The sequence below is a fragment of the Kitasatospora sp. NPDC127121 genome (genome assembly GCF_042677305.1).
Taxonomy (GTDB): domain Bacteria; phylum Actinomycetota; class Actinomycetes; order Streptomycetales; family Streptomycetaceae; genus Kitasatospora.
Window position 1 is genome coordinate 21,981 of record NZ_JBHXTQ010000038.1, and the last position, 20,924, is coordinate 42,904.

Below are 20,924 nucleotides of genomic sequence, written 5' to 3' on the forward strand. Positions count from 1 at the left end.
ACTCAAGCGGCTGGTCGAGCGCGGGATCCCGGCCGAGACCGAGCAGGGGGTGTTCACCCGGCCCCGGCCATAGCCGCCCCGCGAGCCCGCGGCCAAGCCGCTCGCTGGTTCCGCCGATGCTGTCGGCGGTCCGGACCTGGTCCTGTCCGACACCGCACCGGAGGCACCGAGGAGTTGCCCCCGACGAAACCGGTACGGCCCGCCCTGGGCCCCGGCCCTCCTCGTCTCCGTTCGTCCCCGGATTGTCCGACCGATGGAGCAGGATGGAGTTCGACCAGTCACTGGGGAGAGGGAAGCAAGGAATGGCCACTGACGAAACCCGGCTGCCTGTGGAGTTCCTGGCCACTGTCGCGGCCGGTGCCGATGCCGGGTCCGCCGCGGCCCGGATGGCAGCCGAACAGGCCCGTGCCGTCGCCGACAGTCAGCAGGGCGGACCACTCCTCGCCGCGCTGCTCGACAAGCCCTACCGGGATTCGGCACCCGCCTGGCTGCTGGAGGCCGCGGTGACGAACGGGCTACGGCAGACCGAAAGCGAATACGAGTACCTGACCGGGTCGACCTCGCTGGTGGTCCTCGCGCTCATCCACCCCGACTGCGACCCGGCCCTGCGGGCCGACGCCTTGCACCGCTGCTCCGACCGCCGGCTCGGCTCCCTCGGCACCGCCGACCGGCCGGCCGACCTCTGCGCGGCCGTCGCCGACGAACTGCGCAGGCGAGTGCCGCAGCCACCGCACATGACACCCGAACTGCTCAAGGAGCCAACGTCCGCACAGGTGGTTCTGCGTACGGGACGCCTCCACGACGCCGTGTTCGAAGCCGCTGTCGCTCTCCTGCCCGACGGCCTCGACCGCACGCGTCTGGAGGACGAGGATTCCGGCGCCTGGTCCGACCGGATCAGGGCAGCGTTCGACGCGTGGGGCCGCATGTGGTCGGCCGTACTCGAACGGCACTCCGACCGGCACTCCCAGCTCATCGACAGGACCGCCGGCACCACGGCGAACCGGGTCATCCGCGGCCAACTGCTCGGCAGCGTGCCGTGGACGGTCGAGCCGAAACTCCTTAGGCAGATCGCGCTGGATGACCTCTTCAGGTTCGGCGCCGCCATGCTCACGACCCGGATCTGCGGCTTCCTCCAGGAGGGTTCCTCGAAGGAGGAGGCCCGGCAGCACTTCGCCGCCGAGCTCTCCGCCCTGGACGAGACCGATCGAAGGGACATCGAGTTCCTGCACCTACGGGACGACGGCTTCGACACCGACTGGGGCACCGATTCCGCCGTCTCCTGGGTGAGCCATGCGGCCGACGGACGGTGGCGCCTCGTCCTGAACCCCGCCGAGGCCAAGCCCGCCTACGGCGATCCCCACGCCTGGCAGAGCCATGCGGACGAACTCGCCGACCTGGGCCGACACTTCGCCGAAACGGCCGTGCAAGCCCTCCGAACGTGGAAGCCGAAGGACCTCTACGGAATCAGCAGGGCGGCCGACCTGCGCTGGATCCACGCCATGCTGGTCCACCTGCCCGAACTCACGCCCGCCGTCGAAACGACCGTCCGGCTGGTGATCCGCGACGCCCGCCGCGGCCGGTCCGGCCTCCAGTCGTACGACTACAAGTCCCAGGACGACCGGCGACAGTTCGACGAACTCCTGGACGCGATCACGCGGATCGTCGCCGACCCCGCCCCGCAGCCGCCCGCGACCCGTCGCGGGGCCCTCGGCGATCCCGAAGAGGTGACGGTGCGGAGCCTGTCCGCCGTCACCGCAGTGGTGCTCGACGCGTACCTCGACCGGCACGCCGGCGACGACGAACTCGTGGAGAAGGCACTGCTGTCCTTCGCCTGGCACGGCCACCGCAGCGAACCGGCATTCACCTCGGTCCTCGCCCGCCACTCCGATCCGCAGCGCGCCGTCCACACGCTCACCCGCGAGCTCCGCCACAGGCTCGGCGGCAACCCCAGCAACCGCGAAGCATGGGCCCGGGAGATCCTCGCCCTACCCGCCTGCCCCAGCGAGACCATCCTCGCCCTGCCCGCCTGGACGGCACTCAAAGCACGCGGGCACCACTACAACAGCACCCATCCCACAGTGATCGCCCTGGTGGAAGCAGCGCTCGGAGACGACCACCAGGCCTGGCAGCGATTCGCCGACAGCCCGATCGGCAACTCCGGCCCCAACGCCTGGCTCCGCCTCGGAGACATCCTCACGGCCGCCGCAGACGGAACAACGTGGCCGAAGCCGCCGACCTCCAGGTGACAGCTCCGGGCCGCCCCGGGGCGGCCCTTCCTACTCGGCCACGAAGACGCCGCCCCCGTCCAGGTCGCCCTCCTTCCATGGCGGAGGCGTCGGCCACACTTCGGCTCGGGTCAGCAAGCGTTCCCATCCTGGGCACAGCACTGGAAGCAGCATCAACGAGGCCGGTGCCGTCCGGCCGCGGCGGCTACCGGGCGGCACCGGCCTCGTGGCGTCGGAGGCGGACTGCGCTACAGCCCCGCCAAGCGCTCCGCCCCCGCCCGGCCCCGCGCCGCCGAGCGCACCTGCTGGACCCCCGAACAGGCCGCCACCTTCCTGCGCCCCGGCGCCGAACAGTACGCCGATCAGCTAAACGACCTGTTCGAGGTGATGCTCGGCACCGGCATGCACCGCGGTGAGATCCTCGCCCTCCACTGGTCCGACGTCCACCTCATGGACCGCAGGCTCTACGTCCGCTGGACCCTCGCCGCCGTCAACAACGGGCGGCTCCATCCCCGCGGGCCCAAGACCGAGGCCAGCCGCACCTGGATCAGCCCCTTCCCCGGAGTCATGACGCCCTCCAGGTGGGGAGGTGAGGTTCACGGACGCCGTGGTGGCCGGCAGCGCAGCGATGTGGTGTAGCAGTGGCCGAACCCCTCGGAGTGAACGGACAGGTCGTTTGACTGCGTCTGCTCGTCGACTGGTTGCATCATGTGCACAGAGCTGACACGGCGGCGACCAAGATCCCCGACAGAGTCACGCTCAGTCGGCCCCACTGTCACGGGCGGCGGTGCTCGGCGGGACGGGCTCCGAGGCCGGCACCCGGCGCCGCCTTCTCCAGGCACCCTGCCGATCCCCGGCAGGCAAGGCCCCGCACCCGACACACTCGAACGAAGACCTTGCCTGTCGCGTACAGCTACGGCCGCCCGGTCAGGACCAGGCCTGGCGGCCCCCGGCGTCAACCGGGCTGATCAACCACCGCTCTTGCGGCGGAAGTTGCGCTTGCCGCCCACCGCGCCGTGGGCGCCGTGGATCTTCGAGTCGCCATTCGGGCCGCCGGCCGCGCTATCGGACTTGGCGCCGCGCTTGCGCTCCAGAGCGGCGAGGAACCGGGCCTTGACGTCGTCCTGGGCGGCGGGCGCGGGAACCTCGGCAGCCCCCGTGACCTCCGGGCTCTCGGCACTCTCGGCGCTCTTGGGGTTCTCAGATGACTCCACGTCGCTGCTCATGCAGAACCTCTTCCTTGAGGGATGGTGGCGGTTGATGACTTCACACACACCATGTCATGCCCAAGCTTCCCATCTGCGGGTGGTACCGATCCTGTACGGACAGAACCTGCGCGCCCGCCCGGTCCTCAGAACCCGGCCGAATCTCTCCGGCAGGATCCTGACGGGTTACCCGCAAGTAGAAATAGCGGGGGTAGTGCGCTGCGGGGGTGGTCGAGTGAGGGCGTTCGGTGAGCCTCTACTGGGTTTCGCCAGGCCGCTGCACTGAGCTGGCCGAGGCAGCCGGGTTGGCCGCCAGGTCCATCAGGCATCCGGAGCGGGGCCGCCGGGAGCGGCCGCAGCGTCGCACGGTGGAACTGCTGGTGTCGACGCTGGGGCCGGTCGAGGCCGGTCGGAGCGGGGGCACCGACCCCCTCTACGCCGACCTCGCCGACCTCGCCGACCTCATGATCGGCACCGGCATCCGCAAAGGCGAGGCGATCGCCCTGCACGACCTGCGCCACCTCGCCGCCAGTTTCGCCCTGGCCGCGGGCGTGCCCCTGCCCGTGATCTCCAAGACCCTGCGCCACCGCACTCTGTCGACGACCGCGAACATCTACGCCGACCACACCGTCCTCGGACACCCCGTCTGCCGCGCCCAGCGGCCCCTGGCGCCCGCGCCCGCGCCCGCACCCGCACCCGCACCCGCACCCGCACCCGCAACTGCCCGCATACCAGCAGGCGCGAACAGAAGAACCGTCCGCGCCCTGGACGATGTGGCCCGGCGATCACCGTGCGACCACCAGCTGACCCGGAAACAGAAAGAGCCGGCACTCGGTTTCCCAAGTACCGGCTCTCACAACCGACTTCACAGTCGGGACGACAGGATTTGAACCTGCGACCCCTTGACCCCCAGTCAAGTGCGCTACCAAGCTGCGCCACGTCCCGCGGTCTCGGTGCCCGGTAGCGGGGCCTGGGGGGCTCTGCTGTGGGCTTCTCGACCTTGTCTCCGGTTGTCCCGGCGACGTGGAAAACAATACAGCACGTGGAGGGGTGCTCGCTGCCGGGTTGAGGGTGGGTGGGTCAGGGGCGGGTCAGGGGGTGGGGTGGCGGGCGTCGTAGGTGAGGAAGGCGGGGCGGCGGGCGGCGAGGAGGACGACGGCGGCGACGCAGGCGAGGCCGCCGGTGATCACGGAGGTGGCGGGGTTGGTGAGGGCGGCGACGGCGCCGGACTCGAAGTCGCCGAGGCGGGGGCCGCCGGCGACGACGACGATGAAGATGCCCTGGAGGCGTCCGCGCATCTCGTCGGGGGCGGCGACCTGCATCATCGTGTTGCGGAAGATCATGCTGACGGTGTCGGCGCAGCCGGCGACCGCGAGCAGGAGGAGGCCGAGCCAGAGGTTGTGGAGCGCGCCGAAGGCTGCGATGGCGAGGCCCCAGGCGGCGACGGCGACGAGGACGGCGGCGCCCTGGCGGTGGATGCGGCCGACCCAGCCGGAGAAGAGGGCGCCGGTGAGGGCGCCGACGGCGGGGGCGGCGACCAGGAGGCCGACGGTGCGGGCGTCGCCGCCGTAGAAGGTGACCGCGATGGCGGGGAAGAGGGCGCGCGGCATGCCGAAGATCATCGCGGCCAGGTCGGCGAGGAAGCTGGTGCGCAGGTTGGGCTGCTCGCGCAGGAAGCGGAGGCCGTCGAGGACGGAGGCGCGGCCCTTGCGGTCGCCGAGCGGGCGCATGGCGGGCAGGCGCCACATCGCGTAGAGGGTGCCGGCGAAGGCGACGGTGTCGACCAGGTAGGCGGCTTGGGTGCCGTAGGCGCCGATGAGGACGCCGCCGAGCATGGGTCCGACGGTGAGGCCGAGGTTCATGCTGACGGTGTTCAGCGCGTTCGCCGCGGGGAGCTGGTGGCTGGGGACCAGCCGGGGGATCATCGCGGAGCGGGCGGGCGAGCTGAGGGCGAAGAAGCCGGCCTGGGCGGCGACGGCGGCGTAGAGGACGGCGACCTGGCCGAGGCCCGCCAGTGCCTGCACGGCGAGGACGGCGGAGACGACGGCGAGCCCGGCCGAACCGATCAGGCCGAGCTTGCGCCGGTCGACGGTGTCGGCGATCGCGCCGCCGTACAGGCCGAAGGCGACGATCGGGAAGAAGGAGAAGAGGCCGACCAGGCCGGTCGCGAAGGCGGAGCCGGTCTCGTCGTAGACCTGGACGGAGACGGCGACGGCCGTCATCTGCTGGCCTATGGAGGAGACCGCCTGCCCGAACCAGACCCGGCGGTAGTCGGGGTGGTCGCGCAGTGGGCTGAGGTCGGCGAAGGCCCGCCGGTACCAGGGGAGGGTCTCGGTTCCGGCCGACGGAGCGGAGACGTCGGAGGGTGGCTCCTCCGTCGGAACAGGGGCAGGCGCCGAGGCAGGGGCAGGCGTCGGGGCGGGATCGGACGCCGGGGCGGGATTGGCAGGATGATTGGTCGACACAACCCTCCATGGTCCGCCCCGGCCTCCCCGCTCCCCGCACCGGGGCCGGACAGCGGCCCGTCCTACCTGGTCAGGACCTGCTTCTCCCCTGCCTCCACCGCGAAGTCGAGCCGGTTGCCCGGCGGCGGGAACGGGCAGATGAAGTGGTCGGCGAAGGCGCACGGCGGCAGGTAGGCCCGGTTGAGGTCGAGGACGGTGCGGCCGTCCGCGTCCGGGGCGGGGAGGGTGATGAAGCGGAAGCGGTAGGTGCCGATGCCGCTGGTCGCGTCCGCGATGACGCCGGTGAGGCGGTCGCCGGAGCGGCTGACGGTCAGCTCGCGGTGCTCGCCGGCGACGGTGAAGGCGATCTGCCCGGTGACGGCGAGCGGGCGCTCCTTGCCGTCCGCATTGGGGACGAGCACGGACTGGGCGCCGTCCTCCTCGAACGGGGTGAAGACGGCGGGGACGGCCCACTCCGGCGAGTACGGGTAGGCGGAGATGCCCGCGAAGGCCGTCCGGCGCGGCGCGGCCGGATCGAAGACCCGCAGGGCGAGCTCGCCCTCGCGCTCGATCGGGACGAGCAGGACGTCGCCGAGGGTGGCGGTGTCGGCGGCCGGATCGGTGTCGGGACGGAGCAGCGCCTCGCCGTCGACCGGCCCGTCGGCGCCGCCGACGGTGATGCCGTCCGCGGCCGCCGCCCGGACCCGGACGCCCTCGGCGTCGGCCCACCAGTGCCCGGGCAGGCCGACGATCTCGACGGGTCCGGGCTCCAACCAGTGCGTGCCGGTGAGTGCGAGCTGGCCGTGTGGCGAGCTCACCGACGCCGCCCGGCCATCGCTCCAGCGCTTCCAGTCCTCCGCGGCCGTAGCCGTCATCGGTACACCCTCCCACTGCGGTCCTCGGGCGGCCCGCTGTTCGGGCCGTCCACCTCGGTCACCCACCACAACGCCGCGCACCCGGACGGATCATTCCCGCCTGCCGGAACCGCCACAGGGCGGCCACAGGGGGCAACACGGCGTCACGACGGCAACACCACCGACACGACGCCCGCCGGGACGAAGGCCGGCCCGCTCGGCCGACACCCGGCCGCTGGCATCCAGCACCCGACGCGCCCACTCGCCCACTCGCCCACCCCGTCAGCTGCTGGCGCCCAACGGCCGGAACAGCCCCTCCTGCACCACCGACACCACCAGCCGCCCGCTCCGGTCGAAGATCTGCCCGCGCGCGAGGCCGCGCCCGCCGTGGGCGATCGGGGACTCCTGCTGGTACAGCAGCCAGTCGTCCGTACGGAACGGGCGGTGGAACCACATCGCGTGGTCGAGCGAGGCCATGTCGAAGTGCCGGGTGCCCCAGAGCGGCTCGACGGGGGCGCGGACGGCGTCGAGCAGCGTCATGTCGCTGGCGTAGGTGAGGGCACAGACGTGGATCAGCGGGTCGTCCGGCAGCGGGCCGTCCGTCCGCAGCCAGACTCCGCTGCGCGCCTCGACCCCGGCCAGCTCCTCCTTCGTCCAGCGCAGCCGGTCGACGTAGCGGATGTCGAAGGGCTGGCGGCGGCTGATGAACGGGGGGAGTTCGCCGAGCCGGGAACCGACCTCCTCCAGCGCGCTGGGCAGGTCCTCGGGCGCGGGGACGTCCGGTATGGGGTGCTGGTGCTCGATGCCGCCCTCTTCGGGGCTGTGGAAGTCGGCGGTGAGGGCGAAGATCGACCGGCCGCCCTGGATGGCGAGCACCCGGCGCGTGGTGAAGGAACGGCCGTCGCGGATCCGGTCGACCTGGTAGACGATCGGCACGCCGGGCACCCCGGGGCGCAGGAAGTAGGCGTGCAGCGAGTGGACCGGGCGGTCGCCGTCCACCGTGCGCCCGGCCGCGACCAGCGCCTGCCCGGCGACCTGGCCGCCGAACGTCCGCTGCAGCGCCTCCTCGGGGCTGCGCCCGCGGAAGATGTTCAGTTCGATCTGCTCCAGGTCGAGCAGGTCGACAAGGTCGTCGACGGGGGTACCCATGCGTGCGCTTCCTCTCCAGGCCCACGGCCCCGGCGGAGGTCTTCCGCCCGGCTCCGGCGCCCGTCCTGATCGAATTCTCCAACCCACTGGAATTCTCCGGCGACCGGGGTCATTCCCGCTCACCGGGCCGAAGGAGCCGATTCACTCGAACGAGTAAGCGAGCAGAGGGGAAGAGCGGAAGAGCGGAAGATGCGGTCACCAGGCGGACGGACGAACGCCCACCCGGACTCAGGTCTCCCCCGCCTCCCCCGCCTCCAGCCCCGACTGCCGCACGGTGATGTTGAGCCGGCCGACCAGACCCAGCGCCGGATCCGCCGTGCCGGGCAGCGTGCGCACCACACCGTGGTACGCGAACCGGGCCGGGCCGCCGAACACCAGCAGGTCACCGCTGCGCAGTTCCAGGTCGGTCCACGGGCGGGTCCGGGTCTCGGTGTTCCCGAGCCGGAACACGCAGGCGTCGCCGAGCGAGAGTGAGACCACCGGCGCGTCGGTCCGCTCGTCGCGGTCCTGGTGGAGGCCCATCTTCGCGCCGTGCGGGTAGTGGTTGACGATCGCGATGTCGGGTTCGTACGACGCGGCGCCGGCGATCTGCCGGGCGTCCGTCCCGTAGGCGTCGGCGACGGCCCGGCGGGCGAGGCGGTCGAGTTCGGGCGGGAACGGCTTGACGGGCGTGCCGTCCTCCGCGTCCTTCCGATAACCGTACGGATACCAGTGCCATCCGAGGCTGACCATTCGTACGGACATCATCCCGCCGGTGGGCATCCGCACGGCGTGCAGGCCGGCCGGTGGGCGGGCCCACTCCCGACAGGCGGCGACCAGGCGCAGTTGGGCATCGGCGTCCAGCCAGCCGGGGAGGAGGACGGCACCGGGGGCGGGCTCGGCGCGCCCGCGCGCGGCAGCGGACCCCGACCGGCCGCCCGGGACGGCACCGGGCAGGTCACCGAACAGTTCGCCCTGGATCACCCCACCATCCTCCCGCACCGCCACGGCCGAAGCCCGGCCGGCCTCAGGAACCCGGCCGACCTCGGGAGCCCGGGCCACCTCCGGAGCCCGGACCGCTACCGGAGGTCGGGCTGCCACCGGGGGTCGGGCTGCCGCCGGAGGTCGGACCGCCACTGGGGGCCGGCGATCCGCCGATCAGCCCCAGCTCCCGCGCGCAGTCCGGCCACGCCTCCCAGCCCTGCTGTCGGAGGATCTCCTCGCCGACGGTCGTCTGCTCCCGACGGCTCGCGTGGTCCGGCCGGTCGGCGAAGCGCAAGCCGCCGGCGACCTCCCAGGTGGGCGGCCAGATCTGCAGGCCGCCGTAGTAGCCGTTGCCGGTGTCGGCCTGCCAGTCGCCGCCGCTCTCGCACTCGGCGAGGCCGTCCCACACGACGTCCGCGACCCGGGCCGCCGCACCGGCCCGCTCCCAGGGGATCGCCGCCGCCCCCGCCAGCAGCACCACGGCGACGCCCAGTCGAAGCACGACCCGGCACATACGCTCGTCACAGGGAGGCGGCACAGCAGCCGACCCTAGGCCGGTCGCCTCACGGCCCTCCCCAACGACACTCCGAACGCGCCGGAAACGCCAGAAACGCCGGGAACACCGGAAGCACCGGAAACGCCAACGGCCGCTCCCCCGCGCAGCGGAGAAGCGGCCGTGGTGTCAGCACACCGCCGGGGCCGGGAGGCCCGCTGAACCGACCTCAGGCCGGGGACGTCGGACAGCCGACATCAGGCGGCAGACCCCGGAGAGCCGGTGTCAAACGCTCAGACACTCAGTTGCTCAGAGGCCCAGACGCTCAGAGGCCCAGGTGCTCAGAGGCCCAGGTGCTCAGGTGCTCAGACGCTCAGGGTCTGGCCCGGGAGGATCAGGTCGGGGTTGCCACCGATGACCTTGGCGTTGTTCTTGTACAGGTCGTGCCAGTCCAGGCCCTGCGCGGCGGCGATCGAGCTCAGGGTGTCACCGGACTTGACGGTGTAGCTGTCGCCCTTGGCCGGCTTGGCGTCGTTCGAGCCGGTCCAGCCCTTGGCGCCCTTGGCGGCGTCGTTCTTCGGCGCGGCCTTCGGCGCAGCGGCGGCCTTCGGGGCAGCGGCCTTCGGCGCGGCATCGGCCTTCGGCGCAGCGGCGGCCTTCGGAGCCTGGGTCTGCGCCGGCTTGGCGGCCGGGGCAGCCGGCTTGGCGGCGGTCGAACCGGCAGTCGAGCCAGCGGTCGAACCGGCCGAGGTGTCGACGGCGGCCGGGGTGCCGCCCTTGGTCAGGCCGGCCTTGACGGAGCACACGGGCCAGGCGCCCGGGCCCTGCGAGGCGAGGACCTTCTCGGCGACGGCGATCTGCTGCGCCTTGGTGGCCTGGTTGGCCTGCGAGGCGTAGGCGGTGCCGCCGAAGGCGGCCCAGGTGCTGGAGGTGAACTGCAGTCCGCCGTAGAAACCGTTGCCGGTGTTGATGGCCCAGTTGCCGCCGCTCTCGCACTGGGCGACGGAGTCCCAGGTGGAGACGGAGGCGGCGGAGGCCGAGGTGGCCGTGACGAGGCCGGCCACCGGCAGGGCCGCGACAGCGGCGCCCGCCACGACAGCCATCCGGACGCGGTTGCGCTTGGTGGCCGTGGAGGTGGTGGCAGCGGCGGTCTCGTGACGGAAGGTCATGGGGTTCCTCTCGAAAGCCCCGGGCGGGCATGCGGAACCAGGCCCTGGAGAGGGCCGCGTTCACTTGCCGCGTCCGTCGGGCGACCGTGCACGTGTCGGACGTGCCGCTTGCCGCCCCGGCCACCCAGCCGCTCACCGGCGACCTTTTCGAGCGATCGCGTCGGCGGGCACCTGCCGCATCCGGCGGGGAGCCGGAGGGGCGGTGCGTCGGGGGTGAACCCGGGTGGCGCTCGTTGCGCCGCCAATGAAGCTACGAGCCGGTCGGCGGGGAAACCAAAACTCCACCGGTCTGCCCAGCTCAGCCAAGGGTTACCGGCGGTAGCGCCCGCACAATCCTGTCCGAAATGCCCGTTTTAGCCGTCGATTCGTAGATCAAACATCACGGTGGCGTGACTCACCTCACGGTTTCATTCCGGCAGGCCTGCCACCGACATCGACACATTGCGACCACGAGAACACGCGGCGCGGTCGGATCAGAGGCAATTCCCGTCAGCCTCGTCGACCACCCGTGACGCCTGACACAAGGGCCCGTTGGTCATGGCGACCTCCCCGTATCCGCCCCCGACCGCCAACCGCACCCACCAGAGGAGAACCTGTGCCGCGCATGCTCGACGTCAGCGACGAGGTCCGGTCCGAGATCGGCGACGACGAGGCGGACCGCCTCCTCGGCGGCGACCGCGCACCCGACAGCTACGAATGCACCTCCTGCCGCACCTCCGGCGACACCCACGCGGAGCCCACCAGCACCGTCCTGTTCGTCGGCGAGGAGACCGCCGTACTCGCCTTCGCCCACGCCCGCTGCATCCCGTCCCAGGTGGTGCCGGTGGCCGAGGAGCAGTTGGTCGGCGCCGTCCGCAGCATCAGCCAGGCCCAGACCGGCGCCCCGGCCGCGCCCGCGCACCCGCTGGTGCCCATTCCCGCGCCGACCCCGGCGACCGCCCCCACCGCCCAGCCCAGCGCGCCGGGCCAGGCCGCCATCCTCGGCATCACCTGCGGGCTGGTGCTGCACGGCAAGGTCGGACACGCCTCGCTGGTCGTCGAGCCGACCGGCCCGGTCGGGCGCCCCGGCAGCACCTCGGGCGAGGACGAGTTCCTCGACCTGCTCCAGGACGCCGGCTTCCAGGCCATCACCGACCTCGACGAGACCCCGGACCAACTGGGCGGCTGGTCGGTCCTGGTGGCGATGGGCAAGCTGCACGCGATCCTGCAGCCCGCTGCCGCCGGCGGCAGCACCGGCTGGTGGCAGGCGCACCAGCCGCTCCAGGTCACCGACGCCTGGCGGATGGCCGCGAGTCAGCTCTCCGAGGTCACCATGTACGCCGTCCCGGCCGGGATGGTGGGCCGCCAGCCGCGCGAGGACCTGCTCCGCCAGGCGCTGGAGCGGGCGGTGGCACTGGGTCAGGTGGTCGCCGCCTCCCTCCCCCTCGCCGGCACCTGAGCCCCTCGGCACCCGGGCCCGCCGACACCCGCCCTGTCGGCACCCAGCCCCAGCCGCGCGCCCGACCCAGGCGCGCGCCCGCCCCCGCCCCCTCAGCACCCAGCCCCAACCGCGCCCCGACCCGTCGGCACCCGGGCTCCACGCCCGGGCTCCGCACCCCGGCTCCGCACCCGCCGAAGCACCCGCCGAAGCACCCGCCGGAAGGCGGCCTCTCCCTCAGCACAAGCCGCCTTCCGGCCGGTCCCCGGCACCCCGCATCCCCGTGACCCCTCACTCGTTGGCCCCTGTGTGTACAGCTACGACGTCTCCGCGTCCCCCGGCCGGTCCACCACCGCCCCCCGCTCGATCCCCGGCATGCGCCCGTCGTACGACGCGGAGCACCCGCACTCGACGACGCCGATCTACGACGAGCTGTACTCCGAGTACCGGCGGCTGTTCCGCGCGCTCCCGGGCGACCGCTCGGGCGAGGAGGACCTGAAGTTCACCGGCTTCGCGGTCCGCGACGGCTACCCGGTGCTCGGCGAACCGCGCCCGTACCCGCCCCAGCACCAGGCCTTCCACAGCTACGGGGGGCAGCCGCCCGGCCTGCCGCAGTTCATGCCGAGCCAGCAGCACGGCCACTCCGCAGGGCACGCCACCGGCCACGGCGCCACCAGCCACACTGGCCACACTGGCCACACCGGCCAAACCCACCACAGCACCACCGGCCAAACCCACCACAGCGCGATGGGCCACACCGGCCACAGCGCCCCTCAGCCTCAGCCGCACCCCCACTCCGAGCCCGCCGCCCCGACCAGCGACGGCTTCGGCCAAGCCGCCCCGGCGGCCACCGCCCCTCGGCACACCCCGCCCCCGCCGCCCCAGTTCACCAACGGCCAGGGCTGGGTGGCCGCCGGCTACCTCGGCCCGATCCCGCACTCGATGCCCGCGCCGCCCCCGGCCCCCGCCCCGGCGATGGGCACCGCCACCGGCGTCGCCACCGCCGCGCCCACCGGCGGCCGCCACCGCCAGATGCTCTCCCTCCCCCCGGGCCGCAACGGCGACCACCACTGAACCGCCCGCCTGTACACCACCCGCACGACCCCGCACACACGACGAGGGCCCCGCCACCACCGTGACGGGGCCCTCGCCCACACCTACTGCCGGCACCCACCGACTACTGCCGGTGGATCACGACGTCCTACTTCCGCTTGCGCTTCTCCCGGACCCGCACCGAGATCGAGATCGGCGTCCCGACGAAGCCGAACTCCTCACGCAGCCGGCGCTCGATGAAGCGCCGGTAGCCGGCCTCCAGGAAGCCCGAGGCGAACAGCACGAACCGCGGCGGACGGATGCCCGCCTGGGTGCCGAACAGGACGCGCGGCTGCTTGCCACCGCGGATCGGGTGCGGGTGGGCGGCCACCAGCTCGCCGAGGAAGGCGTTCAGCCGCGCGGTCGGGATGCGGGTCTCCCAGCCCTCCAGCGCGGTCTCGATCGCCGGGACGAGCCTCTCCATGTGCCGGCCGGTCTTGGCCGAGACGTTGACCCGGGGGGCCCACTGCACCTGGACGAGGTCGCGCTCGATCTCGCGCTCCAGGTAGAAGCGGCGCTCCTCGTCCATCTGGTCCCACTTGTTGTAGGCGATGACGACGGCGCGCCCGGCCTCGACGGCCATCGAGATGATCCGGGTGTCCTGCTCGGCGAGGGTCTCGCTGGCGTCGACCAGGACGACCGCGACCTCGGCCTTCTCCAGCGCGGAGGAGGTGCGCAGCGAGGCGTAGAAGTCGGCGCCGGCGGTCAGGTGGACCCGGCGGCGGATGCCGGCGGTGTCGACGAACTTCCAGGTCTTGCCGGCGAGTTCGATCATCTCGTCGACCGGGTCGCGGGTGGTGCCGGCCAGCTCGTTGACGACCACCCGTTCCTCGCCGGCGACCTTGTTCAGCAGGCTGGACTTGCCGACGTTCGGGCGGCCGATCAGCGCGATGCGACGCGGGCCGCCGGGGGCGGCGTCGCCGAAGGTCTGCGGCGGGGCCTCGGGCAGCGCGTCCATGACGGCGTCGAGCAGGTCGCCCGAGCCGCGGCCGTGCAGCGCGGAGACGGGGTGCGGCTCGCCCAGGCCCAGCGACCACAGGTAGGCGGCCTCGGCCTCGGTGGACGGGCCGTCGACCTTGTTGGCGCACAGCACGGTCGGCTTGCCGGCCCGGCGGATGAGCTTGATCAGGGCTTCGTCGGTGTCGGTGGCGCCGACGGTGGCGTCGACCACGAACAGCACCGCGTCGGCCTGCTCGATGCCGAGCTCGGCCTGCGCGGCCACCATCGCGTCGAGGCCGAGGACGTCGATCTCCCAGCCGCCGGTGTCGACGACCTTGAAGCGGCGGCCGTTCCAGCTGGCCTCGTAGGTGACCCGGTCGCGGGTGACGCCCGGCTTGTCCTCGACGACGGCCTCGCGGCGGCCGATGATGCGGTTCACCAGGGTCGACTTGCCGACGTTCGGGCGGCCGACGATGGCCAGCACCGGCAGCGGTACGTGCTCGGCGCCGTCGAAGCCGTCCACGCCGTCGACGTCGAAGCCTTCCTCGGCGGCGATGGCCATGAACTCGGCGTAGTCGGCGGCGTCCAGTCCACCGTGGCCGGTGTCGGAGTGCTCTGCGGTCATGTTCGTCTGTTCCGTTTCCCGGCGCGGCCCTTCCCAGGGGCGCGCCGTGCGTACCTGCCCCGCTCGGGGCAGCGCGATGGTTGTCTCCGCGGCACCTCGGCGGCACCGCAGCTCATTCGGCCGTTCCGGCGATTCCGGTCGTTCAGGCCATTCCGGTCGTCCGGACCATTGTGGCCGTCGGGCCGACCCGATCATTCCGGCCGATCCGGTCCTCAGACCGGCCCGGCCGTCCAGACCTGTCCGTTCGTTCGGACCTGTCCGTCCTTTCAGACCGACGACATCCCGGCCCGCTCCTCCACCAGCGCGGCGATCCGGTCGATCACCTGCTCCAGGGTGAGCTCGCTGGTGTCCACCAGGACGGCGTCCGCGGCCTGGGCCAGCGGGGCCGTCTTCCGGGAGGAGTCGGCGGCGTCCCGGCGGGCGAGGTCGGCGGCCATCGCGGTGATGGTCGCCTCGTCGACGCCCTTGGCGCGCAGCTCGGCCGCCCGGCGCTCGGCCCGGGCCTGCTCGGAGGCGGTCAGGAACACCTTGACGGTGGCGTTCGGGAACACCACCGTCCCCATGTCCCGGCCCTCGGCGACGATGCCGCGCTCGGCGACCTCGGCGCAGCCGCGCTGCAGCTCCACCAGCCGGGAGCGCACCGCCGGCACCGCGGAAACGGCGCTGACCTGCGCCGTCACCTCGGGGCCGCGGATCGGTCCGGAGACGTCCTGGCCGTCCACCGTGATGGTGGGACCGTCCGCGTCCGTGCCCGACACGATCACCGGCTTGCCGCACGCGACGGCCACCGCCTCCGGGTCGGCCACGTCGACGTCGTTGGCCAGCATCCACCAGGTCATCGCCCGGTACATGGCGCCGGTGTCCAGGAAGCTCAGGCCCAGCCGGGCCGCCACCGCCCGCGAGACGGTCGACTTGCCCGAACCGGAGGGTCCGTCGATCGCGACGACGACCGGGGCGTGCGCTCGGTCGGCAGTGTCCACGGGGCCGAACCTCTCTCTGGGCGTGAAAGCCGGGGCCTGGGGAGGCAGACGGCAGGGGATTGTCTCCCTCAAGGTTAATGGACCGCCGCCCTACCCACTCCGCCACCCGATCAGCCCAGTACCAGCCCCCTGCCAGCCCCCCTCGGCCCCGGGATCAGCCCCGGTACCGGCGCCGGTATCAGCCCCGGGCTTCAGCCCCGGCTCCAGGCCCGGTATCAGCCCTGGTCGGGGCCCAGGACCTGCAGGACGGCGTTGCCCAGCCGGGGCCGCAGGTACTCCCCGTCCCACTCGATGCCGAGGATGCCGGCGGTGAAGGCCATCGGGATCTCGCGGCCGAGGAGGTCCCAGACGAACGGCACCTTGGAGACGTGCGAGGGGAAGTCGTTCACCGCGAAGGAGTCCCGGTGGTACGGGTTGGCGTCCGCCTCCCGCCAGCCGAAGGACTGGCGCAGCCGTGGCCCGTCGGGGGTCTGGGTGTGCGCGAGGAAGGCGGTGAGCCAGCCGGTCACCCGTGGGCCGCCGGACATCGACCGCCACTTGAAGAGCGAGCGCCAGAACTCGTCGTCGACCGCCCCGCCCGCCGCGGTCGCCGCGATCTCGTCGAGCACCGGGCGCAGTTCGGCGAACCACGGCGCCAGCCAGTCGAAGCGCTCCGCCAGCCCGGCGACCCGCGCCACCAGCAGCGCCCAGTCCTCGGCCGTGCCCTCCAGCCGGATCCGCGGGATGCCGCAGCGGGTCTCCCAGCGGAAGGCGTAGTAGGGGCTGACCACGTCCATCAGCGCCACCAGCGCGCAGGAGGCGTCGTCGGGCGTGGTCGTCGAGAACGCCGGCTGGAACAGCTCCACCAGCTCGGCCCCGACCGCCGCCGCCAGCGGCTCCCGCACCAGCCGGATCGACCGCGACCAGTCCGGCCAGGGCGCCGCCAGGGTGTCGTCGCGGACCACGATCGCTTCCCGGCGCCCCTCGGCGCCGCCGAACAGCGCCCGGTACCTCGGCGCGTACATCCGCGCGTGCACGGCCACCTCGTGCACCACCGCGTACCAGAGCACGTCCGGCGACAGGCTGAGCGGCAGGTGCTCCGCGAAGGCGGCGTGGGCCGCCCGCACCAGCAGGCTGCAGGTCGGCTCCGGCTCGGCGGGCTCCGGGTCCGGCGGCGTCGGCCGGGGCAGTTCGACCAGCGCTTCGACGCTGCGGTGGTGGATCCGGAAGCCCCCACCCACCACCGCGCGCAGGAACCGCTCGTTCCCCAGGTCCACCGGCCGGCCGTAGGACCCGTGCCGGGTCTCGCCCAGCGGCAACTCGATGATCACCCCTGCTCCCCCCTCAACCGAACCGCTCGGCCGAACCCCTCACCCGAAGTCCCGGAAGCCGACCGGCCCCCGCAGCCCGATCAGTCCCGGACGCTCCACCCGCTCGCCCGCAGCGCCACCGTGAGCGGCTTGACCGCCCCCGGCGCCACCGACAGCTGGACGAAGCCCACCTGCTGGCCGGTCGAGTGCTCGATGACGACGTCCTCGATGTTGACCCCGGCCGCGCCGACCTCGCCGAACAGCCGGCCCAGCTCGCCGGGCTGGTCACCGAGCACCACGGCCACAGTCTCGTACCGGGTGGGCGGCGCGCCGTGCTTGCCGGGGATGCGGGCCTGGCCGGTGTTGCCGCGCCGCATGACCGCCTCGATCCCGGCCGCGCCCGCCCGGCGCTCGCCCTCCTCGGGGGCGTCCAGGGCGCGCAGCGCGGTGACGGTCTCCCCGAGGTCGGAGGCGACCTCCTCCAGGATGTCGGCGACCGCACCGGCGTTGGCGGAGAGGATGTCGACCCACATGCCGGGGTTGGAGGCGGCGATCCTGGTGACGTCCCGGACGCCCTGCCCGGAGAGCCTTATGGCGGTCTCGTCGGCGTGCTCCAGCCGGGCGGCGACCAGCGAGGACACCAGCTGCGGGGCGTGCGAGACCAGGGCGACGGCCCGGTCGTGCGCGGCCGCGTCCATCACGATCGGCATCGCACCGCAGAGCGCGACCAGTTCCAGGGCGGCGTTGAGGGTCTCCGTGTCGGTGTCGTCGGTGGGGGTGAGCACCCAGGGACGGCCCTCGAACAGGTCGGCGCGGGCGGCCAGCGGGCCGGAGCGCTCGCGGCCGGCCATCGGGTGGCTGCCGATGTAGTGGACGGTGTCGCAGCCGAGCGCGGCGACCTCGATGCGCGGGCCGGCCTTGACGCTGGCGACGTCGGTGTACCAGCGGGCCAGGTTGCGGCGCTGGCAGTCGGCGAGCACCTTGCCGACGAGGGCGGGCGGCACGGCGATGATCGCCAGGTCGACCGGGCCGTCGGCCGGATCGGTGATGCCGGCGCCGAGGGAGGCTGCGGTCCGGGCGGCGTCCGGGTCGGCGTCCTCCAGATGGACGGTCAGCCCGCGGCCGGCCAGGGCGAGCGCGGCGGAGGTGCCGATCAGTCCGGTACCGACGACGACGGCAGTGCGCATGGCGGGTCGCGCTCCTTCTCGAATTCTCGGGCTTCGCGTTCTGGGCTTCGCGTTCTGGGTCTCCCGGGTTGCCCGGCCTCGCGGGACTTCCCGGGCCACCCGGCCTCGCGGGACTTCGCGGTTCTCGGTCCGGTCGGCACCCCGGCACGGGCCGGGAGCACCCGCGCCCCATCCTCTCGCATCCGCCCCACCCACGCCCCCACCGCCCACCCGTTGGGCAACCACGGCGGCCCCGCCCCCGTCCCACACCATGCGGACGCACGCCGGGCACCACAGGCACCAAGGCACCACAAACACCACAGGCACCGCGAACGCGCCAGACCCACCAGACCCGCCGACGGGCACACACGCCGCACCCCGCGAAATCCGGCGACGCCCGCACCGAAGCGGGGCAGACTGGCCGCCCGGGCACGGCGCGGGCGACACGCGGAACACGGCACGCGAACGAAGGGGTTGCGCATGGACGATCAGCACAGCGGCGACGATCAGCAGAACGGCGAGGACCGCCACGTCAGCGAGGCCGGGCCCCCGAAGCCCCCCGCCGTCCCCGCCCACCCGTCGGTCCTGGACTCCGTCGTGGTCTACGCCGAGGGCGCGGTGTGCCGCCGCCGGGCCAGCGTCCCGCTCCCGGCCGACGGCCGGCTGCGGCTGACCGGCCTGCCCTCCTCCCTGGACGGCCGCTCGCTGCGCGCCCGGGTGCTCGACGGCCCGAGCGGGACGGCGGTCACCGAGGCCCGGCTGGAGCTGCTCGCCGAGTTCCACGAGCCGACCGAACTCCCCAGGCTCCGCCGAGAGTTGGACGAGGCCATGGAGCGCCAGGGCGCACTCAACGAGCGCCGCCGACTGGTCCTGACCGCGATCGCCGAGACCTCCGCCCTGCGCGCCGTACCGCCGCAGCGGCGGCGCGAGGAGCCGCTGCGGCGGACGCCCGCCGACGCCTGGCTGGAGCTGGCCGACTTCGTCGACGAGCGCCTGACCCGGCTCCAGCAGCGCGCCGAAGAGCTCGCCCGGGAGGTCGAACTCGCCGACCACGAGCGCGAGTTGGCCGCCGACCGACTGGACCGCGCGTCCACCGCCGGCCCCGCCCACCCGGTCGGGACCGCCGCCACCGTCCTGCTCACCCTCACCACCACACCGGCCTCGGCACTCACCGCACAGCCCGCCCCGGCACTCACCACACAGCCCGCCCCGGCACTCACCACACAGCCCGTCACGGAACCCGCCCGGGAGCCCGTCGCCCCAGCCCCGGCCCCCGCCCCAGCCCCGGCCCCCGAGGAGCCCCCCGCCCGGCTCGACATCGAGCTGGAGTACGGCGTCCCCGCCGCCCGCTGGGTGCCCGCCTACCGCCTCTCCTACCGCCACGGCGCCGACACCGGCCGGCTCGTCCTGCGCGCCTCCGTCGCCCAGCAGACCGGCGAGGACTGGACCGGCGTCCGGCTCGCCCTCTCCACCGCCGACCTCGACCGCCGCACCGACCTGCCCCGGCTCCGCTCGCTGCGGATCGGCCGCAGCCAGCCCGCCCCGCCGCCGTCCGGCTGGCGCGAGCCCCCGGCCGGCCTGGCCGACCTCTTCACCGGCTACGACGACGCCGGCGCCGGAGCCCGCCCGGCCCCGCGCCGCAAGGCCCCGCTCGCCGCCTCGGCGCCCGGCCCGTACGGCTCAACCGCCCGGCTCAACCGCCTCGGCGGCGCCCGGCCCGCCGGTCCCCGCCCCGCCGACGCCGGCCTCGTGGCCGACGCCGCCCGGCTGGCCGCCCCCGCCGGGCGCGGCGGCACCCTGGACATCGACGAACCCGTCCCGACACCCCCCCCCGCCCCGAGCGGCTTCGCCGGATACGGCGGTGCGCCCGCCGCCGCCCCGATGCCCCAAGCCCCCCTGCCGCAAGCCTCGATGTACCAAGCCTCGATGCCCCAGGCCTCCGCGCCGCCGCCCGCCCCCGTGGCACCGGGCGGCGCACCCCCGCCGGACCTGTACCCGCTCGCCCGCCGCTCCCGCCGAAGCGGCGGCGGCACCGAGGCCCCCGGCACCGGCTTCGCCCCGGACGCCTCCCTGCTCGACTACCCCGGCCTCGTCCTGGCCGGCCCCGACGCACCCGCCACCCACCGCGGCACCCTGCACCTTCAGGCCGAGCAAGCCGACCGGGCCGACCAGGCCGACCACTACGGGCCGGCGGCGATGGTCCCGGGCGGCACCGGCGGCGAGCGGGTACGCCACCTGGCGCTCCCCCGGCACGCCGTCCCGCCCCGCGAGTCGGCGGGCTCCTTCGACCACCGCTTCGACTCCGCCGCCCCCGCCGACATCCCGTCCGACGGCACCTGGCACACCGTCACGATCGACGAGATCCCGGTGTCCGTCCGCCCGGAGTACGTCACCGTCCCCGCCGTCGAGGAGAAGGTGTACGCCACCCTGGTGCTCGCCAACCGGACCGACCGCGCCGTGCTGGCCGGCCCGGTCGAGGTCACCGTCGACGACGAGTTCCTGCTCACCGCCGCCCTGCCCACCCTCGCCCCGGGCGGGCTGCGGAGCCTGGGCATCGGGGTCACCGAGAGCATCGAGGTGGCGCGCCGCACCGAGCTGCACGAGTCCACCGCGGGCATGCTGAGCAGCAGCACCGTGCTCGACCACCGGGTGCACGTCCAGCTGGCGAACCGGCTCGGCCGTACCGTCACCGTGGAGGTCCGCGAGCGCGTGCCGGTCGCCTCCGACGCCGAGATCCGGATCGAGGAGCGGGCCGACTGGCAGGCCCCGGCGGTCTCCACGCCGGACTGCCCGCCCAGCACCCGGCTCTGGCGGGTCGAGCTGCCGCCCGGCGGCCGCACCGAGCTGGACGGCGGCTACCAGATCAAGATCCCGGCCGGAAAGGCCATCGTCCGTGGAAACCGGAGGAACTGAA

17 protein-coding genes and 1 tRNA gene are annotated in these 20,924 nt (G+C 73.6%); 6 read left to right on the forward strand and 12 right to left on the reverse strand.

Features of this window, described 5'->3' with window-relative positions:
- Positions 1–302 precede the first annotated feature (302 nt).
- Positions 303–2,246 (forward strand): hypothetical protein, encoded by a 1,944-nt coding sequence (locus ACFVHI_RS19965; RefSeq protein WP_380341184.1) that lies wholly within the window; start codon positions 303–305, stop codon positions 2,244–2,246.
- 381 nt (positions 2,247–2,627) lie between these two features.
- A complete protein-coding gene (locus tag ACFVHI_RS19970) occupies positions 2,628–2,864 on the forward strand; it encodes a hypothetical protein (RefSeq protein ID WP_380341187.1) in 237 nt (78 codons plus the stop codon).
- A 329-nt stretch (positions 2,865–3,193) separates the two neighbouring features.
- Here ACFVHI_RS19970 and ACFVHI_RS19975 read toward each other — a convergent pair whose 3' ends face one another.
- A complete protein-coding gene (locus tag ACFVHI_RS19975; RefSeq protein WP_380341190.1) occupies positions 3,194–3,451 on the reverse strand; it encodes a DUF5302 domain-containing protein in 258 nt (85 codons plus the stop codon).
- Positions 3,452–3,798: 347 nt separating this feature from the next.
- Between ACFVHI_RS19975 and ACFVHI_RS19980 the strand changes: the two genes are divergently transcribed.
- Positions 3,799–4,320, forward strand: coding sequence for a tyrosine-type recombinase/integrase (locus ACFVHI_RS19980; RefSeq protein WP_380341193.1), 522 nt, complete (start codon positions 3,799–3,801; stop codon positions 4,318–4,320).
- Here the strand turns inward: ACFVHI_RS19980 and ACFVHI_RS19985 are convergent.
- The 7 genes from ACFVHI_RS19985 to ACFVHI_RS20015 all read right to left on the reverse strand — a co-directional run bounded on the left by ACFVHI_RS19985 (position 4,302) and on the right by ACFVHI_RS20015 (position 10,502).
- Positions 4,302–4,375, reverse strand: a tRNA-Pro gene (locus ACFVHI_RS19985). The genes ACFVHI_RS19980 and ACFVHI_RS19985 overlap by 19 nt on opposite strands.
- A gap of 146 nt (positions 4,376–4,521) precedes the next feature.
- The gene (locus ACFVHI_RS19990; RefSeq protein WP_380341196.1) at positions 4,522–5,895 is read right to left on the reverse strand and encodes an MFS transporter; all 1,374 of its coding nucleotides are present in this window, start codon (positions 5,893–5,895) and stop codon (positions 4,522–4,524) included.
- 62 nt (positions 5,896–5,957) lie between these two features.
- A complete protein-coding gene (locus ACFVHI_RS19995; protein ID WP_380341198.1) occupies positions 5,958–6,749 on the reverse strand; it encodes a DUF1684 domain-containing protein in 792 nt (263 codons plus the stop codon).
- Between the two features lie 261 nt (positions 6,750–7,010).
- Positions 7,011–7,877 (reverse strand): acyl-CoA thioesterase, encoded by an 867-nt coding sequence (locus ACFVHI_RS20000; RefSeq protein WP_380341200.1) that lies wholly within the window; start codon positions 7,875–7,877, stop codon positions 7,011–7,013.
- Positions 7,878–8,105: 228 nt separating this feature from the next.
- On the reverse strand, positions 8,106–8,813 hold the full coding sequence (locus ACFVHI_RS20005; RefSeq protein WP_380341263.1) for an alpha-ketoglutarate-dependent dioxygenase AlkB family protein: 708 nt from the start codon (positions 8,811–8,813) through the stop codon (positions 8,106–8,108).
- Positions 8,814–8,883: 70 nt separating this feature from the next.
- On the reverse strand, positions 8,884–9,342 hold the full coding sequence (locus tag ACFVHI_RS20010) for a transglycosylase family protein (protein ID WP_380341202.1): 459 nt from the start codon (positions 9,340–9,342) through the stop codon (positions 8,884–8,886).
- A gap of 356 nt (positions 9,343–9,698) precedes the next feature.
- On the reverse strand, positions 9,699–10,502 hold the full coding sequence (locus tag ACFVHI_RS20015; protein WP_380341205.1) for a transglycosylase family protein: 804 nt from the start codon (positions 10,500–10,502) through the stop codon (positions 9,699–9,701).
- 595 nt (positions 10,503–11,097) lie between these two features.
- Between ACFVHI_RS20015 and ACFVHI_RS20020 the strand changes: the two genes are divergently transcribed.
- Together ACFVHI_RS20020 and ACFVHI_RS20025 are read left to right on the forward strand one after the other, a co-directional pair.
- Positions 11,098–11,940: a hypothetical protein gene (locus ACFVHI_RS20020; protein ID WP_079135943.1), complete on the forward strand. Its 843-nt coding sequence runs from the start codon at positions 11,098–11,100 to the stop codon at positions 11,938–11,940.
- 288 nt (positions 11,941–12,228) lie between these two features.
- Positions 12,229–12,993: a hypothetical protein gene (locus ACFVHI_RS20025; protein WP_380341208.1), complete on the forward strand. Its 765-nt coding sequence runs from the start codon at positions 12,229–12,231 to the stop codon at positions 12,991–12,993.
- Between the two features lie 127 nt (positions 12,994–13,120).
- On the opposite strand, the gene der is transcribed toward ACFVHI_RS20025, so the two are convergent.
- From der to ACFVHI_RS20045, 4 genes are all read right to left on the reverse strand, one after another.
- Positions 13,121–14,575 (reverse strand): ribosome biogenesis GTPase Der, encoded by a 1,455-nt coding sequence (gene der, locus ACFVHI_RS20030; protein WP_063349663.1) that lies wholly within the window; start codon positions 14,573–14,575, stop codon positions 13,121–13,123.
- A 266-nt stretch (positions 14,576–14,841) separates the two neighbouring features.
- On the reverse strand, positions 14,842–15,555 hold the full coding sequence (gene cmk / locus ACFVHI_RS20035; RefSeq protein WP_363374184.1) for a (d)CMP kinase: 714 nt from the start codon (positions 15,553–15,555) through the stop codon (positions 14,842–14,844).
- 215 nt (positions 15,556–15,770) lie between these two features.
- Positions 15,771–16,865 carry a DUF4419 domain-containing protein gene (locus ACFVHI_RS20040; protein WP_380341212.1) on the reverse strand — a complete coding sequence of 365 codons (1,095 nt, stop codon included), beginning with the start codon at positions 16,863–16,865 and terminating at the stop codon, positions 15,771–15,773.
- A gap of 80 nt (positions 16,866–16,945) precedes the next feature.
- Positions 16,946–18,031 carry a prephenate dehydrogenase gene (locus ACFVHI_RS20045; protein ID WP_380341215.1) on the reverse strand — a complete coding sequence of 362 codons (1,086 nt, stop codon included), beginning with the start codon at positions 18,029–18,031 and terminating at the stop codon, positions 16,946–16,948.
- Between the two features lie 459 nt (positions 18,032–18,490).
- On the opposite strand from ACFVHI_RS20045, the gene ACFVHI_RS20050 reads away from it, so the two are divergent.
- Positions 18,491–20,923 carry a DUF4139 domain-containing protein gene (locus tag ACFVHI_RS20050; protein ID WP_380341218.1) on the forward strand — a complete coding sequence of 811 codons (2,433 nt, stop codon included), beginning with the start codon at positions 18,491–18,493 and terminating at the stop codon, positions 20,921–20,923.
- Position 20,924 lies beyond the last annotated feature (1 nt).

Coding starts and splice junctions, on each gene's coding strand:
- ACFVHI_RS19965 (WP_380341184.1), top strand. CDS start 303: ATGGCCACTGACGAAACCCGGCTGCCTGTGGAGTTCCTGGCCACTGTC.
- ACFVHI_RS19970 (WP_380341187.1), top strand. CDS start 2,628: ATGCACCGCGGTGAGATCCTCGCCCTCCACTGGTCCGACGTCCACCTC.
- ACFVHI_RS19975 (WP_380341190.1), bottom strand. CDS start 3,451: ATGAGCAGCGACGTGGAGTCATCTGAGAACCCCAAGAGCGCCGAGAGT.
- ACFVHI_RS19995 (WP_380341198.1), bottom strand. CDS start 6,749: ATGACGGCTACGGCCGCGGAGGACTGGAAGCGCTGGAGCGATGGCCGG.
- ACFVHI_RS20000 (WP_380341200.1), bottom strand. CDS start 7,877: ATGGGTACCCCCGTCGACGACCTTGTCGACCTGCTCGACCTGGAGCAG.
- ACFVHI_RS20015 (WP_380341205.1), bottom strand. CDS start 10,502: ATGACCTTCCGTCACGAGACCGCCGCTGCCACCACCTCCACGGCCACC.
- der (WP_063349663.1), bottom strand. CDS start 14,575: ATGACCGCAGAGCACTCCGACACCGGCCACGGTGGACTGGACGCCGCC.
- ACFVHI_RS20045 (WP_380341215.1), bottom strand. CDS start 18,031: ATGCGCACTGCCGTCGTCGTCGGTACCGGACTGATCGGCACCTCCGCC.
- ACFVHI_RS20050 (WP_380341218.1), top strand. CDS start 18,491: ATGGACGATCAGCACAGCGGCGACGATCAGCAGAACGGCGAGGACCGC.